Source organism: Pseudomonas sp. NBRC 111132 (assembly GCF_001320565.1).
In the GTDB taxonomy this organism is placed as follows: Bacteria; Pseudomonadota; Gammaproteobacteria; order Pseudomonadales; family Pseudomonadaceae; genus Aquipseudomonas; species Aquipseudomonas putida_P.
The window spans coordinates 33,796-47,482 of the sequence record NZ_BCBI01000051.1; the positions used below are offsets into that span (position 1 = coordinate 33,796).

Sequence of the window (13,687 nt, forward strand, 5' to 3'; positions counted from 1 at the left end):
ATGCACACCATCTTCGTCATCGTCGCACCGATTTTCGCCTTGATTCTGGTCGGCTACTTGTGCCGCAAAACCAACAAGCTGGGCGACAAGGCCGCCGCCGAAATCAACAAGATGGTGGTCTGGCTGTGCCTGCCGGCGTTGCTGTTCAAGGTGACGGCCACTGCCACCTGGAGCGAGATCTGGCACCCGGGGTTCATCGCAGCCTTCGGCGCGGGGGCCCTGGCCATGTTCGTGATCACCCTGCTGTGGCGCTTGACCAGTGGCCATGGCCTGGTGGCGTCGAGCATCGACGGGCTCAGTGCCGGGTATGCCAACACCGGCTATATAGGCATCCCGTTGTGCCTGCTGCTGTTCGGCCAGGCGGGCTTGCAGCCGGCGCTGATCTCCTCTTTGATCGTGGTGTGCCTGGTGTTTGCCATTTCCCTGACGCTGATCGAGGTCGGGCTGCAGGAAGAACGGCAAATCGGCCGCGCCATCGTGGTGGTTGGCAAGGCGCTGGCGAAGAATCCGTTGGTGATCTCGCCATTGGCGGGGGGCGGCCTGGGCGGTGTCTGGCTGGGGATTGGCAGAGCCGGTGATGCATTTTCTCGACATGCTGGCGTTGGCGACCACGCCGTGCGCGCTGGTGTCGTTGGGCGCCTTCCTGGCCGAAAAGCGCCCAGGTGCGCAGGCCAGCCCATGGCCGCTGGTGGTCATGAAACTGGTGGGGCAGCCGGCGCTGACCTGGGTGCTGGCGTACAAGGTGTTCAGCCTGCCGAGCATGTGGGCGGCTTCGGCGGTGCTGCTGGCAGCGCTGCCGACCGGGACCGGCCCGTTCATGCTGGCGGAGTATTACAACCGTGAGGCGGGGCTGATTTCGCGCACGATCCTGCTGTCGACGGTGGCGTCGCTGGTGACCTTGACCGGGTTGCTGTACCTGTTGGGGTATGCGGGGTAGCGGCTGCTGTACTATGGCCGCGCGGCGCAGGCTGTGATAATGGGGGCAATCACAGGGGCCTTATCATGCTGACCATCTCCAACAATGTGCATCTGCCGGATGCCGACATCGAACTGACCTACATCCGTGCGCAAGGCGCGGGTGGGCAGAATGTCAACAAGGTGTCCAGCGCCGTGCACCTGCGCTTCGACATTCCGGCCTCGTCACTGCCCGAGTTCTACAAGGAACGGCTGTTGGCGCTGCGTGACAATCGCATCACCGGCGACGGCGTGTTGATCATCAAGGCCCAACAGTACCGCACCCAGGACCAAAACCGCGCTGACGCCCTGGCGCGTCTTGCCGAGTTGATCATCGCGGCCGCCAAGACCGAGAAGAAACGCCGCCCCACCAAGCCCACCCTCGGCTCGAAGACCCGCCGCCTTGAAGGGAAAGCCAGGCGGAGCACTGTTAAGGCGGGCAGGGGCAAGGTGGACTTCTAGTGCAGCCCCGGTAATCTCAAGCTTCGCTCAGCTGTTCCAGGCGATGCTGGACAGGCTCTTGCGCCAAACGCCCGCTCAACCCCACCCGCATGTCATTGCCGCTCGGCTGCTGATACAGGCTCAAGCCAAACTCTGGCAACACCGCCAGCAGGTAGTCGAAGATATCCCCCTGGATCCGCTCATACTCCGCCCATGCCGTGGTGGTGGTGAAGCAGTAGATTTCCAGCGGCACGCCTTCGGCGGTGGTCTGCATCTGCCGCACCATGCAGGTCATGTTCGGGTGAACGTTGGGGTGGTTCTTCAGGTAAGCCAGGGCAAACGCGCGGAAGGTGCCGATGTTGGTCAGCTTGCGGCGATTGGCCGACAGCTCGGCGACAGGCCCCAGGGCTTCGTTCCAGTTCTGCAGCTCCTGGCGCTTGCCTGCCAGGTAATCGCCAAGCAACTGAACCTGGCTCAGGCGCTGTTCCTCTTCGCGGGTAAGGAAGCGCACGCCGGCGGCATCGATGAACAGGCTGCGTTTGATTCGCCGGCCCCCGGATTGCTGCATGCCGCGATAGTTGCGGAACGACTCGCTCATCAGGCGCCAGGTGGGGATGGAAACGATGGTCTTGTCGAAGTTCTGCACCTTCACCGTGTGCAGGGTGATATCCACCACGTCACCATCGGCACCTACCTGCGGCATTTCGATCCAGTCACCCACATGCAGCATGTCGTTGCTGGTCAACTGCACGCTGGCGACAAACGACAGCAGGGTGTCCTTGTACACCAACAGCAGCACCGCCGACATGGCACCCAGACCCGACAGCAGCAGCAACGGCGAACGGTCGATCAGGGTGGCGACGATGACGATCGAGGCGAAGATCCACAACATCATCTTGGCCAGTTGCACGTAGCCCTTGATCGAGCGGGTGCGGGCGTGTTCGGTGCGAGCATAGATGTCGAGCAGGGCATCCAGCAGGCACGACAGCGCCATGGTCATGAACAGCAGGGTAAACGCCAGGGCGACATTGCCGAGGAAGTGCTGGGCGGTATCTGACAGCTCCGGCACCAGCTTCAGGCCGAACTGCAGTACCAGCGACGGGGTGGTTTGCGCCAGGCGGTGGAACACCTTGTTGTGGCGCAGGTCGTCCAGCCACTTCAGCGCTGGCTGGCGGGCCAGCAGGCGCGCGCCGTGCAGCATGAGGAAGCGCGCCAGGCGGCCGACCACCAGAGAAATCAGCAGCAACACCGCCAAGCCGATGGCAGCGTGCAACATGGGATGTTGGTCGAGGGTGCCCCACAGGTCGAGGGAGTCACGCCAGATTCTTTGTATATCCATGGGCTTGCGTACAGTCTTGTTGCGAAACGAAGCATCATTAGAGCGCGGATGGCGACAAAGTTGCCAAAAGAAATTCGGCTAAGGCGGCAGAAAACGTTACCCTATGCAACTGAATATCCCGCACTTGCCTGAGGTTACCTCCGTGTTCTCCCAATTCGCCCTGCATGAACGCCTGCTTAAAGCCGTGGCCGAGCTTAAATTTGTCGAGCCAACCCCGGTGCAGGCCGCGGCCATCCCCCTGGCCCTGCAAGGGCGTGACCTGCGCGTGACCGCGCAGACCGGCAGCGGCAAGACCGCGGCTTTCGTGCTGCCGCTGCTCAACCGTCTGGTCGACCTGAGCGGCCCGCGTGTCGAAATCCGCGCGCTGATCCTGCTGCCGACCCGCGAACTGGCCCAGCAAACCCTCAAGCAGGTACAGCTGTTCTCGCAGTTCACCTACATCAAGTCGGGCCTGGTCACCGGCGGCGAAGACTTCAAGGAACAGGCCGCCATGCTGCGCAAAGTGCCGGACGTGCTGATCGGCACCCCGGGCCGCCTGCTTGAGCAACTGAATGCCGGCAACCTCGACCTGTCCCATGTGAAGGTGCTGATCCTCGACGAAGCCGACCGCATGCTCGACATGGGCTTCGCCGAAGACATGGAGCGCCTGTGCAAGGAGTGCGAGAACCGCGAGCAGACCCTGCTGTTCTCCGCCACTACCGGTGGCGCGGCCCTGCGCGACATCATCGGCAAAGTGCTGAAAGACCCTGAGCACCTGATGCTCAACAGTGTTTCGCAACTGGCCGAAGGCACCCGCCAGCAGATCATCACCGCCGACCACGACCAGCACAAAGAGCAGATCGCCCAGTGGCTGCTGGCCAACGAAACCTTCGACAAGGCGATTATCTTCACCAACACCCGCGCCATGGCCGACCGCATCTACGGTCACCTGGTGGCCAAGGACGTGAAAGCCTTCGTGCTGCATGGCGAGAAAGACCAGAAGGACCGCAAGTTGGCCATCGAGCGCTTCAAACAGGGCAGCTCCAAGGTACTGGTAGCCACCGACGTGGCAGCCCGTGGCCTGGACATCGACGGCCTGGACCTGGTGATCAACTTCGACATGCCACGCAGCGGTGACGAGTACGTACACCGTGTGGGCCGCACTGGCCGTGCCGGTGGTGAAGGCCTGGCGATCTCGCTGATCACCCACAACGACTGGAACCTGATGTCGAGCATCGAGCGCTACCTCAAGCAGCAGTTCGAGCGCCGGGTGATCAAGGAAGTGAAGGGCACTTACAGCGGGCCGAAGAAGGTCAAGGCTTCGGGCAAGGCTGTTGGGGCCAAGAAGAAGAAAGTTGACAAGAAGACCGGTGACAAGAAGGCTGCCGCCAAGCGCAAGCCAACCGCCAAGCCGAGGGCCAACGCACCGCTGGCCAGCGCTGATGGCCTGGCGCCGCTCAAGAAGCGTAAGCCTGCTGCCGAGTAAATTTCAGTAGGTGTACTGGCTTCTTCGCGGGCAAGCCAGCTCCCACAAGAACATCACGGGTTCTGATGGCTGTGTTGTTCCTGTGGGGGCGGGTTTGCCTGCGAGAGGGGCGCAGGCGGCCACTAATCGGCCTTCTTCTCTGCCGTTTTCAATTCCTTGATCCGCTGATCGATCAGCTGACACTTGTCGGGCAAGTCCTTGCTCGCCGTCTCCAAATCCATCCCCTGAAGCTCGTCATTGATCTCCTTGGCCTTCTGTGGGTTCTGTTCGGTCAATTGCGTGACCAACCCGGCAAGCTCTTCACGTTTTTGCGTTGCTTCTTCCGGTGTGCAGGCCCAGGCGGGCAGGGCGCAGAGCAGGGCTGTGGCGCAGGCAATGGGCAGTAGCGGTTTCATCCTTTCTACCTCCAGCGGTGGCTATGCGCGGTGGAGGGCTAAAGGGGCGTGGTAGTTCAGCGTTAACGACCGATGGCGGAAACAGTCACTCAGCCAGCAAGGTGGGGGCGCGCCGTCATGTCTATGCCTAATGCCTTCATTACGGTCAGGAACGACTTCAGGGTCGGGTTGCCGTGCTCGCTGAAAGAGCGGTAGAGCTGTTCGCGAGACAGGCCAGTTTCTTTGGCCAGTTCGCTCATGCCCTTTGCACGGGCCACCACGCCAACCGCTTTGGCAACATAGCCGGCATCGCCAGTCTCAAGTGCGTCGGTCATGAACTGCGCGATTGCTTCGGGCGTTGTGAGGTACTCGGCGGGGTCGAATTCGGAAAAGGTTTCAGTCATTTTGCATCCTCCACGAACGCAGAATCTGGTGGGCTGCCTTGATGTCACGCTGTTGGCTGCTTTTGTCGCCGCCACATAACAGAATGACGAAAGTGTTGCCCGTCTGATGGAAGTACACCCGGTAGCCAGGCCCGTAGTGAATCCTGAGTTCACTGACGCCATGGCCAACCGGAGATACGTCGCCAGGTAAACCCTCCATTAACCGGTTGATCCGAGAAATGATGCGGGCTCTGGCGCTGCTGTCCCGCAGGCCGGTCACCCAATGTCTGAAACTGCTGGATTCGATTTTCTTCATCGAGTGAATGTAGTTTATAAACTACAGGCGGCAAGTCAGCAAATGGTTTCTGCCTGTTGCCGCCTAAGCGGCTTCTAGCAATGGCATTTCTTCCAGCGTTCATTTTTCGGAACACCGTCCTCACCGGCAGGTCCCAACCTGTGTACCCCTTCCGTCTACAGCAGGAGCCCATCACCATGAGCATCGCCTACGACTGGGACCTGATCGAACGCTTGCTGCACGAAGTGCAGAATGGCGCCGGTCACAGCTTCACGCCCCGCCCTTATGCCGAGCAGCATGCCGCAGCGCTGGCCGCCAAGGGTGAGCCACTGGGCGACTTGGACCACCTGAAAACCCGCGCCTGCGAGTATGAAAAGCTGCTGTTCGAGCGTGGCTTTATCGAGAGCCGGCACGAAGACGACGGCGGCAATGGAGAAAACTTCGTGCTGACCGAACGCGGTTCGCGCTTGATGAGCCTGATCGACAGCAGCATCCCCGGCTTCGAGCACCCGCGCCAAGTGCTGGATGAGCAGGAAGATGCCTTGGACGAAGCGACGTTCGAACGGGTATCTGCGAAGGCACAGATTGCTTGATGTCGTTTTAAGGCTGGCAAGTGCGGCGCTGGAAACCCGATAATCGGTAGCTTCTGAACGCTGCCGAGCCTTGCCCATGCCCACGACGATCCCAGAGGCCCGCTTATGAGCGCGGTCCGCAAGAACCCAGACGCCTTTGCATTCCAGGTGATGCTGGGGCTGTGCCTGATCTGGGGTTGCCAGCAGGTGCTGATCAAGACCGCTGCTGTCGACATCGCCCCGGTGATGCAGGCTGCGCTGCGCAACGGTATCGCTGCCGTGCTGGTGGGCCTGATGCTGTGCTGGCGTGGCGGTTGGGAGCAGGTCGGCAGCACCTGGCGCGCCGGGCTAGTGGCAGGCGGGTTGTTCGGCGTGGAGTTCCTGTTCATTGCAGAGGGCCTGAAACTGACTTCGGCGGCGCATATGTCGGTGTTCCTCTATACCGCCCCCGTGTTTACCGCATTGGGCCTGCATTTCCGGCTGCCCAGCGAACGCTTGCGGCTGTTGCAGTGGTTGGGGATTCTACTGGCCTTCAGTGGAATTGCCATGGCGTTTGCAGGCGGCATGTCGTTCGAGCAGATGGATGGCCGAATGCTGCTGGGCGACGCCTTTGGCGTGATCGCCGGGCTGGCCTGGGGCGCGACCACGGTGGTGGTGCGCTGCTCACGGCTTTCAGAGGCGCCAGCCACCTTGACCCTGTTCTATCAGTTGGCGGTCGGTTTTGCCGGGCTGCTGCTGATTGCCCTGCTCAGCGGGCAGATCGGCGCGGTGTCGCTGACGCCGCTGGCGATGGGCAGCGTGCTGTTCCAAGGGATTGTGGTGTCGTTCATCAGCTATCTCACCTGGTTCTGGTTGCTGCGCAAATACCTGGCGTCGAACTTGGCGGTGTTTTCGTTCATTACCCCGCTGTTCGGGGTGACGTTTGGTGTATTGCTGCTCGATGAGCCACTGAGCGTGAATTTTGTGGTTGGGGCGTTGATGGTGCTGCTGGGGGTGATTCTGGTGAGTGCCGAGCCTTGGGTTAAGCAGCAGTTGCGGCGGTTTGTAGGCTAGTACGGGCCATTCGCACTAGCCCCCCGGCCACTACCAACCCGGCTGCAGCCAGCATCAGCGCCGGCTGTAGCCCGCCGCTGTAATGGCTGCTGAGCGCCGCCAGCAACGGCCCGCTCAACTGCCCCAGGGCAAAGCACGCGGTCAGCAGCCCGGCATTGCGCTGGGTGGCATGTGGTGCCAGCTCCCGCGAGCGCTGCATCACCAATTGCATGCAGGCCAGGAATGGCCCGCCGCACAGCACTACACCCAGCGCCAACCCGATGCCTCCGCCCATCAGGCAGGCCAGCACGCCCAGCCCTTGCAACCACAGGGTGGCCGCGAGCCAGCGCGCGGTGCTACTGCCACGGCGCAGGCTCACCAACAGCACACCCAGCGCCGCCGCCAGGCCGAACGCCGGCCAGAACAGGTCGGCCAGCCACTGCCCGCGAAATTGCTGATTGGCCATCTGTGAGAGGAAGGTGGCCGGCAGGATGTAACCCACGCCATACAGCGCATACACCAGCCCCAGGCGGCCAATGCCGCCGCTGCGGGTCGGGCCTTGCTGCTCTGGCGACGGAGCTGGCGCGGCTTGCAGAGACCGTGGCAGCCAGGGCCGCACGGCCAGCAGCATCACCAGTGCAGCCACGGCATAGATCAGCCACAGTGCTGCCGAGCCCAGCCCCAACAGATGCGCCACCAGTGCCAACAGCCCCGTCACGGCGATGCCCAGGCCGGGCCCTGCAAACACCAGGGCACCTAGCCGTTGGCGGTTGTGGGCATTGGCCACCTGTTGGCTGAGGCTGGTGATCATCACCAGCACCCAGGCACTGGCCACGCCGGTGCCAAAGCGCAGCAGCAGGTGGCCCCAGAAGCCTTCGGCAGCCCAGGAGGCCAGTGTCAACAGCACGCACAACCAAAGCCCGCCATGCAGGCGCAGACGCACCTGGCCTGGCGAGCGAGCGAACATGGCGTCCACCGCGCCTATGAAATAGCCCAGGTAGTTGGCCGCCGCCACCAGCCCTGCGACTGTCAGGTCGAACTGGCCTTCGGCAATCAGTTGTGGCAATTGCGGGGTGAGGGCGAAACGGCCGATGCCCATGGCCATCATCAGCGCCACGGCGCTGGCCAGCAGTTGAATGAGTGGCGACATGACAGGTCTCCTGCACGGATGTAAGCGATGGTTGGCAGGTTAGGGCGGTTTCATTTTCAATAAAATTGAATAATTATGATCAAGTTGTTCTGTTTTGGAGAATGCTGTGGAGTTCAGCCAACTGCGTATCTTTCAAGCCGTAGCCGAGGAAGGCTCGGTCACCCGTGCCGCCGAACGTTTGCACCGGGTGCCATCGAACCTCTCGACACGTTTGCGCCAGCTTGAGGAGCAACTGGGTGTCGAGCTGTTCCTGCGCGAACGCCAGCGTTTGCAGCTGTCGCCTGCGGGCAAGGTGCTTCTGGACTATGCCCACCGCATGTCGGCCCTGCGCGACGAGGCGCTGGCTGCCGTGCGAGGCGGTGAGCCGGCCGGGGACTTCGTGCTTGGGACCATGTACAGCACGGCGGCGACCCATCTGCCGGCATTGCTGGCGCGTTATCACCAGGCATACCCGGCAGTGAACCTGCAAGTGCGCGCCGCACCCAGCGGCGAGCTGCTCGAAGGCCTGCTCAGCCACCGCCTGGATGCCGCTCTGGTGGATGGGCCGCTGAACCTGGCCGGGCTGGATGGCGTGCCGCTGTGCGATGAGCAACTGGTGCTGATCACCAGCCCCGAGCACCCGGCGGTGCATACTGCCAAGGACGTGGCAGGCAAGGCGGTGTTCACCTTCCGTCAGGGCTGCTCGTACCGCATGCGTCTTGAGGCGTGGTATGCCCATGCCCATACGCCGATGGGCCGGGTGATGGAGATCGAGTCGTACCAGAGCATGCTGGCCTGTGTAATCGCCGGTGCGGGTGTGGCGATGATGGCCCAGTCGATGCTCGACAGCCTGCCCGGGCGCGACCGGGTGAGGGTACACCCGCTGCAGGCGCCGTTCGACCAGGCGGTTACCTGGCTTATGTGGCGTCAAGGGATGCGCGGGGCTAATCTGCAGGCATGGATCGACCTGCAACAAAGCGAAACGATTAGCCAGTCGTCGGAATGCGCCGCCACGGCTTGATCCGCGTCAAAATGGCCCTTATCTGTAGGAGCATAGGCATGCGTAATACAGGACATCGGGCTATGATCTGTATGAAGCATCGCAGGATTGATTCGCCGTGAGGTTGACCCGTCAAGGGGGCATTATGAATAAACCACTGTCAAACTGGCTCCACGACCTGGCGGTCGCCTTGGGGCTGATTCCACCACCCTTGCAGCCGGTGCCGATCCCGACTGATGAAGAGCAGCGCAAGCGCCAACCGCGTCGTCGCTGATTAAAGACAAAGGCCGCTGCACCTGGGTGGGTGCAGCGGCCTTTTAGTGTCTGCTGATTGTCTATTGCCAGTGCAGGCGATATCTATCAGGCCAGATTCACTGCACCGACTGGTTTGCGCGACATCAGGCTAACCACCACAAAACTCACCAAGCCAATCGCCAGGCTGTAGTAGATCGGTGTATTGGCCTCCAGCCCGTCCTTGAACATGAACAGCAGCGCAGTGGCAAAGCCCAGCGACATGCTGGCAATCGCACCGGCAGTGGTCGCACGTTTCCAGAAGATTGCCCCGATCAGCGGGATCAGCATGCCGCCGACCAGCAGGTTGTAGGCCAGGGTCAGGGCGTTGATCACATCGTTCACCATCAGCGCGATGCCCAGCACCACCAGGCCGGTGAGCAGGGTGAACAGGCGGCTGAGCCCCAGGCTCGATTGCTTGCCGCCACGCAGCTTGGGCAGCAGGTCTTCGGTCACAGTGGTCGAAGCGGCCAGCAGGCCGGCACTGGCGGTGGACATCATGGCTGCCAGTGCTGCGGCCATCAGCAGGCCACGGATGCCATCGGGCAGGGTGCTCTTGATCATCTCGGCAAAGGCGTTGTTCGGGTTGGCCAGGTCGGGCATCAGCACATGTGCCGCCATGCCGATGGCAGCGCAAGCCAGGCCGTACACCACACAGTACACACCGGCGACGGTGCCGGCACGCTGGCAGACCTTTTCATCGCGAGCAGTGAATACACGCTGCCAGATGTCCTGGCCGATGAGAATGCCGAAGAAGTAGATCAGGAAGTAGGTAACGATGGTGTCCCAGCCAATGGTGGTCAGCTGGAAGCTGGCCGCTGGCAATTTGGCCACCAGGGTGTCCCAGCCACCGGCCTTGTACAGGCACACCGGCAGCAGGATGAACATCAGGCCGACGGTCTTGATCACGAACTGGACGATGTCGGTCAGGGTCAGCGACCACATGCCGCCAATGGTCGAATACAGCACCACCACACCGCCGCCGAGCAGCAGCGAAGCCCAGAACGGCAAGTCCAGCAGCACTTGCAATACGGTGGCCATGGCCAGGGTCGAGGTGACGCCGATCATCAGCGCGTAAGCCAGCATGATCACGGCGCTGGCCTGACGTGCGGTAGGGTTGTAGCGTTGCTCAAGCACCTGGGTCACGGTGAAGATGCGCAGGCGCAGCAACGGTTTGGCCAGGAACAGGTTGATGGCGATGATGCCCAGGCCCAGGGCTGCGCACAGCCAGAAACCGGAAATGCCGTGAACGTAGCCCAGGCGCACAGTGCCAACGGTAGAAGCGCCACCGAGCACGGTGGTGGCCATGGTACCCATGTACAGCACCGGGCCGAGGTTGCGCCCGGCTACCAGGTAGTCTTCATGGGTTTTCGCGCGTCGCATGCCGTACCAGCCCAGCCCGAGCATGCCGGCGGTGTAGATCATTACAACAATGATGTCCAAGGCCATTGGGGGTCTCCCGATTATCTTTATTATGGCGAGATCGACCACGCGGGCGGGTTCACGGCGCCCGGCGGTCTTGTCGTGTTGTTGGCGGGCCTCTGTGGCCCTCCCTCATGGCTCCTGCCGGGGTATTGCAAGTACTGCCAGCTCTTTTGTAGGAGCGGCCTTGTGTCGCGATTGGGCCGCAGAGCGGCCCCGGCAATCTATGCATCACGGCCACAAACCGGGGGCCGCTTTGCGGCCCGATCGCGACACAAGGCCGCTCCTACAAAGGGCCGTCGGTCAGCGGCGCACGACGCCTGGTAGCACGCAGAGCATTTCGAACAGCAGGTTGGCACCGAGCAGCGAGGTGTTGCCGGTGGTGTCGTAAGGCGGGGAGACTTCGACGAGGTCACAGCCGATCAGGTCCAGGCCGTGGCAGCCGCGAATGATCTCCATCGCCTGGATGGTGGTCAAGCCGCCGATTTCCGGGGTACCGGTGCCGGGCGCCCAGGCCGGGTCGATGCCGTCGATGTCGAACGACAGGTACACTGGGCCGCCGCCGACTTTTTCCCGCACTTCGGCCATCAAAGGTTCCAGCGACTTGTGCCAGCATTCTTCGGCCTGGACCACACGGAAGCCCTGGCGGCGGCTCCAGTTGAAGTCGTCGGCGGTATAGCCCTGGGCGCGCAGGCCGATCTGTACCACGCGGTCGCAATCGAGCAGGCCTTCTTCCACGGCGCGGCGGAAGGTGGTGCCGTGGGCGATCTTCTCGCCGAACATGTGGTCGTTGACGTCGGCGTGGGCGTCGATGTGTACCAGGCCGATCTTGCCGTGCTTCTTGTGCAGCGCACGCAGGATCGGCAGGGTGATGGTGTGGTCGCCACCCAGGGTCATGGGGATGACGTTGTGCTCGACGATCTCGTCATACGCCTCTTCGATGATGCGCACGGCGTCCAGCAGGTTGAAGGTGTTGATTGCCACGTCACCGATGTCGGCTACCGACAGCGAGTCGAACGGGGCGGCACCGGTGGCCATGTTGTAGGGGCGGATCATCACCGACTCGGCGCGGATCTGCCGTGGGCCGAAGCGGGTGCCGGAGCGCAGCGAGGTTCCGATGTCCAACGGTACGCCGATGAAGGCGGCATCCAGGCCTTTGGCGCTTTGCAGGTGGGGGAGACGGAGCATGGTGGCGATGCCGCCGAAACGCGGCATTTCGTTGCCGCCCAGTGGTTGGTGGAGAGTCTTGTCCACGGTGGGCCTCATCAGTCGGTCGATTGTTCTGTTTGTTCGAACCTGTGCCGCCGCGCGCCTTTCAAGTGTGGTTTTGCCGGCGGGCAGGGACATTTCGGCCAAGTCTGCTCAAGGTAGTGCCCGGGAAGAATCGCTACCGACAAATACTTAGTTCAGGATTTTCTGAACTAAAGGCTGGCGCAGCGGTTAAACTGCGCGCAAATACCCTCGTGGAACCGTTGCACCATGGCCTCGACCCTGCCCGACCTGAAACTGCTGCGCATCTTCATCAGCGTGGTGCGCCACCAGGGCTTTGCCAACGCCCAGCGCGAACTGAACCTGTCCACCTCGGCCATCAGCACCTACATGAGCCAGCTGGAGGGTGCTTTGGGTATCGTGCTGTGCCACCGTGGGGGGGGGGGCTTCAGCCTGACCAGCAAGGGCGAGCTGTTCCATCAGGAAACCCTGCGCCTGCTGGCCGAGCTGGACGGCTTCGAGCAGTATGCCGCCGCCCTCAAAGGCGAGTTGCGCGGCACCCTCAATCTTGGGGTGATCGACTCCACGGTCGGCGACCGTGCCTTGCCGCTGGCCGAGGCCATCGGGGCCTATAGCCAGGAACACCCGGCGGTGCACCTGCATCTGTCGGTGTCCAGCCCTTACGAGCTGCAACTGGGTGTGCAGGACAACCGCCTGGACCTGGCCATCGGCGCGTTTTCTTCGCGCATGAGCGGGCTGCTTTACCAGCCGCTGTACCGTGAACAGCATTGGTTGTACTGCAGCAGCCGCCATCCGCTGTACACCGAGCGGCGCATTCCCGAGCAGGTGGTGACCCAGCAGCGCATGGTCGGGCGCGGCTACTGGAGCCAGGCCGAACTGGCCCGGCATGGCTTCAAGCACAGCGCGGCAACAGTGGAAAGTATGGAGGCGCAGTTGATCCTGATCCTTTCCGGCGCCTACATCGGCTACTTGCCCGAGCACTACGCCCAGGCCTGGGTCGACAAGGGCGACTTGCGCGTGCTGTCGCCGTCGACCTTCGGTTACCAGGCCCCGTTCTCGCTGATCATTCGCCGTGGGCGTAGCCGTGAACCGTTGATCCAGACCTTCCGTGACCTGCTGAAAAGCCAACTCAACGTGGGCTGAGATGCGACGTATTCATGCATTCCGTCGGGAGGCGTTAAATTCTGGCAAAAGCTGACCGCTATCCTGATAGCGCTCTGCTACACATCAACTTGCGCTGATGATTTTCCCTTCATTTCATCCTGCAAGGATCGCCCAAGATGCGCATGAATTTGCCCGTCACTGAGCACGAAAGAACCTTCTCCAGCGATCAACGCCTGATTTCCACCACGGACCTCAACAGCCGCATCACCTACTGCAATGACGCCTTTGTGGCGATCAGCGGTTTTACCTACGACGAGCTGGTCGGCCAACCGCACAACCTGGTGCGCCACCCAGATATGCCACCGGCGGTGTTCGGCCATATGTGGGAGACGATCAAGCAGGGCAAGCCGTGGATGGGGGTGGTCAAGAACCGGGCGAAGAATGGCGATTACTACTGGGTCAGCGCCTACGTCACGGCGATTTACGAACAAGGCCGCATCAGTGGCTACGAGTCAGTACGCTCGGTGCCCACAAGGGACCAGATTCGCCGTGCCGAAGCGCTGTACGCTCGCTTGCGCGATGGGCGCGGGCCGGTGCCGTGGGCGGCTCGCCTGGGGCACGGTCTGGGCCATGGCTGGCCACTGATCGGCGCAGGC

At 62.1% G+C, this 13,687-nt stretch carries 15 protein-coding genes and 1 pseudogene; 9 read left to right on the forward strand and 7 right to left on the reverse strand.

The features are described 5' to 3' along the window. Both APH35_RS21440 and arfB read left to right on the forward strand, forming a co-directional pair. Positions 1-937: pseudogene (locus tag APH35_RS21440) on the forward strand (AEC family transporter). 65 nt (positions 938-1,002) lie between these two features. Then, positions 1,003-1,416 (forward strand): alternative ribosome rescue aminoacyl-tRNA hydrolase ArfB, encoded by a 414-nt coding sequence (gene arfB, locus APH35_RS21445; protein ID WP_012273615.1) that lies wholly within the window; start codon positions 1,003-1,005, stop codon positions 1,414-1,416. A gap of 16 nt (positions 1,417-1,432) precedes the next feature. On the opposite strand, the gene APH35_RS21450 is transcribed toward arfB, so the two are convergent. Continuing rightward, the gene (locus tag APH35_RS21450; RefSeq protein ID WP_012273614.1) at positions 1,433-2,734 is read right to left on the reverse strand and encodes a mechanosensitive ion channel family protein; all 1,302 of its coding nucleotides are present in this window, start codon (positions 2,732-2,734) and stop codon (positions 1,433-1,435) included. Between the two features lie 103 nt (positions 2,735-2,837). Here APH35_RS21450 and APH35_RS21455 point away from each other — a divergent pair, with 103 nt between their 5' ends. Next, entirely contained in the window at positions 2,838-4,199 is a 1,362-nt protein-coding gene (locus APH35_RS21455; protein WP_060515448.1) for a DEAD/DEAH box helicase, read from the forward strand. A gap of 122 nt (positions 4,200-4,321) precedes the next feature. Here APH35_RS21455 and APH35_RS21460 read toward each other — a convergent pair whose 3' ends face one another. The 3 genes from APH35_RS21460 to APH35_RS21470 all read right to left on the reverse strand — a co-directional run bounded on the left by APH35_RS21460 (position 4,322) and on the right by APH35_RS21470 (position 5,272). After that, positions 4,322-4,594, reverse strand: coding sequence for a hypothetical protein (locus APH35_RS21460; RefSeq protein ID WP_012273612.1), 273 nt, complete (start codon positions 4,592-4,594; stop codon positions 4,322-4,324). An 89-nt stretch (positions 4,595-4,683) separates the two neighbouring features. After that, entirely contained in the window at positions 4,684-4,977 is a 294-nt protein-coding gene (locus tag APH35_RS21465; RefSeq protein WP_012273611.1) for an addiction module antidote protein, read from the reverse strand. Further along, positions 4,970-5,272, reverse strand: a complete 303-nt coding sequence (locus APH35_RS21470) for a type II toxin-antitoxin system RelE/ParE family toxin (protein ID WP_060515449.1) — start codon at positions 5,270-5,272, stop codon at positions 4,970-4,972. The genes APH35_RS21465 and APH35_RS21470 overlap by 8 nt, the downstream gene beginning before the upstream one ends. 176 nt (positions 5,273-5,448) lie before the next feature. On the opposite strand from APH35_RS21470, the gene APH35_RS21475 reads away from it, so the two are divergent. Together APH35_RS21475 and APH35_RS21480 are read left to right on the forward strand one after the other, a co-directional pair. Continuing rightward, positions 5,449-5,844 (forward strand): hypothetical protein, encoded by a 396-nt coding sequence (locus tag APH35_RS21475; RefSeq protein ID WP_012273609.1) that lies wholly within the window; start codon positions 5,449-5,451, stop codon positions 5,842-5,844. Between the two features lie 105 nt (positions 5,845-5,949). Beyond that, positions 5,950-6,876 carry a DMT family transporter gene (locus APH35_RS21480; protein WP_060515450.1) on the forward strand — a complete coding sequence of 309 codons (927 nt, stop codon included), beginning with the start codon at positions 5,950-5,952 and terminating at the stop codon, positions 6,874-6,876. On the opposite strand, the gene APH35_RS21485 is transcribed toward APH35_RS21480, so the two are convergent. Then, positions 6,845-8,005: an MFS transporter gene (locus APH35_RS21485; RefSeq protein ID WP_060515451.1), complete on the reverse strand. Its 1,161-nt coding sequence runs from the start codon at positions 8,003-8,005 to the stop codon at positions 6,845-6,847. The genes APH35_RS21480 and APH35_RS21485 overlap by 32 nt on opposite strands. Before the next feature lie 106 nt (positions 8,006-8,111). Here APH35_RS21485 and ptrR point away from each other — a divergent pair, with 106 nt between their 5' ends. Continuing rightward, on the forward strand, positions 8,112-9,005 hold the full coding sequence (gene ptrR / locus APH35_RS21490; RefSeq protein WP_012273606.1) for a putrescine utilization regulator PtrR: 894 nt from the start codon (positions 8,112-8,114) through the stop codon (positions 9,003-9,005). A 124-nt stretch (positions 9,006-9,129) separates the two neighbouring features. Further along, on the forward strand, positions 9,130-9,258 hold the full coding sequence (locus APH35_RS29480; RefSeq protein WP_009683677.1) for a PA1414 family protein: 129 nt from the start codon (positions 9,130-9,132) through the stop codon (positions 9,256-9,258). An 86-nt stretch (positions 9,259-9,344) separates the two neighbouring features. Here the strand turns inward: APH35_RS29480 and APH35_RS21495 are convergent, their stop codons facing one another. After that, entirely contained in the window at positions 9,345-10,724 is a 1,380-nt protein-coding gene (locus tag APH35_RS21495; protein ID WP_012273605.1) for a sodium:solute symporter, read from the reverse strand. A 276-nt stretch (positions 10,725-11,000) separates the two neighbouring features. Next, entirely contained in the window at positions 11,001-11,951 is a 951-nt protein-coding gene (gene speB / locus APH35_RS21500; RefSeq protein WP_041166556.1) for an agmatinase, read from the reverse strand. 225 nt (positions 11,952-12,176) lie between these two features. Here speB and APH35_RS21505 point away from each other — a divergent pair, with 225 nt between their 5' ends. Together APH35_RS21505 and APH35_RS21510 are read left to right on the forward strand one after the other, a co-directional pair. After that, positions 12,177-13,070 carry a LysR family transcriptional regulator gene (locus APH35_RS21505; RefSeq protein WP_060515452.1) on the forward strand — a complete coding sequence of 298 codons (894 nt, stop codon included), beginning with the start codon at positions 12,177-12,179 and terminating at the stop codon, positions 13,068-13,070. 137 nt (positions 13,071-13,207) lie between these two features. Next, on the forward strand, positions 13,208-13,687 hold a 480-nt coding region (locus tag APH35_RS21510; RefSeq protein ID WP_156341234.1), incomplete at its 3' end, for a PAS domain-containing protein.

What these genes read in the sequence shown, in the direction of transcription:
- arfB (WP_012273615.1), top strand. Translation starts at nt 1,003, where the DNA reads ATGCTGACCATCTCCAACAATGTGCATCTGCCGGATGCCGACATCGAA.
- APH35_RS21450 (WP_012273614.1), bottom strand. Translation starts at nt 2,734, where the DNA reads ATGGATATACAAAGAATCTGGCGTGACTCCCTCGACCTGTGGGGCACC.
- APH35_RS21455 (WP_060515448.1), top strand. Translation starts at nt 2,838, where the DNA reads ATGCAACTGAATATCCCGCACTTGCCTGAGGTTACCTCCGTGTTCTCC.
- APH35_RS21460 (WP_012273612.1), bottom strand. Translation starts at nt 4,594, where the DNA reads ATGAAACCGCTACTGCCCATTGCCTGCGCCACAGCCCTGCTCTGCGCC.
- APH35_RS21465 (WP_012273611.1), bottom strand. Translation starts at nt 4,977, where the DNA reads ATGACTGAAACCTTTTCCGAATTCGACCCCGCCGAGTACCTCACAACG.
- APH35_RS21470 (WP_060515449.1), bottom strand. Translation starts at nt 5,272, where the DNA reads ATGAAGAAAATCGAATCCAGCAGTTTCAGACATTGGGTGACCGGCCTG.
- APH35_RS21475 (WP_012273609.1), top strand. Translation starts at nt 5,449, where the DNA reads ATGAGCATCGCCTACGACTGGGACCTGATCGAACGCTTGCTGCACGAA.
- APH35_RS21480 (WP_060515450.1), top strand. Translation starts at nt 5,950, where the DNA reads ATGAGCGCGGTCCGCAAGAACCCAGACGCCTTTGCATTCCAGGTGATG.
- APH35_RS21485 (WP_060515451.1), bottom strand. Translation starts at nt 8,005, where the DNA reads ATGTCGCCACTCATTCAACTGCTGGCCAGCGCCGTGGCGCTGATGATG.
- APH35_RS29480 (WP_009683677.1), top strand. Translation starts at nt 9,130, where the DNA reads ATGAATAAACCACTGTCAAACTGGCTCCACGACCTGGCGGTCGCCTTG.
- APH35_RS21495 (WP_012273605.1), bottom strand. Translation starts at nt 10,724, where the DNA reads ATGGCCTTGGACATCATTGTTGTAATGATCTACACCGCCGGCATGCTC.
- APH35_RS21505 (WP_060515452.1), top strand. Translation starts at nt 12,177, where the DNA reads ATGGCCTCGACCCTGCCCGACCTGAAACTGCTGCGCATCTTCATCAGC.